General features: G+C 63.2%; 1 protein-coding gene. It reads right to left on the bottom strand.

Annotation, left to right across the window (positions count from 1 at the left end; translation table 11 throughout):
- A partial coding sequence (locus HMPREF2924_RS36700) for a conjugal transfer protein TraG N-terminal domain-containing protein (protein ID WP_256567989.1) occupies positions 1-608 on the bottom strand: 608 nt, incomplete at both ends.

Genomic DNA, 608 nt, shown 5'->3' with positions numbered 1-608 from the left:
AACAGGAATCGGGAGCCGATCCAGTTCAGGTCCTGCAGCGCCTTGTTGTCCTCGGCGATGGAGCCCAGATCGGGTTGCCGCATGAACAGCCGCGCACGGGAAGGTCCGTAGCAGTCCCTGGAAAAGTCAGCGATTTCTTGTGCCAGCAGCGGGTTGTTCACGCGCGTGTTGTCCACTTCCATTCGCATCTGCCGCAGATCCGTGCCGCACGGAATGGCCGCGACCGCGCCGGCGGTGAAGCCCTTGGACAGGGCGTGCATCATCGCCCACCAGAGCGGCATCTGCGCACTCTTGCCGGCCAGGCTGCTGAAGGAGGTCGACCAGCCGGTGTCTGCCGGCGCCGGCAGGTTGTACTGGCACTGCTGGGCGCGGGCCTGGTCGAACTCGATGGTGTCGAAGCTCACGTTGACGACCGGGATTCCCGCCAGGGCGACCACGATGTATCCGACGTAGATATGCGTCTCGATGCGGGCCAGAGACAGCACGCCTTTGTTGCCCTCGTCGGCGCCTTCCCCGCGAACTTTCAGCCACTCACGCATCACAATGGCCACGAAGGGCACCGCGAACAGCCCTGTATCCGAGATCATGTTCCAGATCCCGTTGTTGAT

This window comes from Pseudomonas sp. HMSC063H08 (genome assembly GCF_001813645.1).
GTDB lineage: Bacteria > Pseudomonadota > Gammaproteobacteria > Pseudomonadales > Pseudomonadaceae > Pseudomonas > Pseudomonas aeruginosa.
This window is presented reverse-complemented; position numbering and strand designations above follow the sequence as displayed.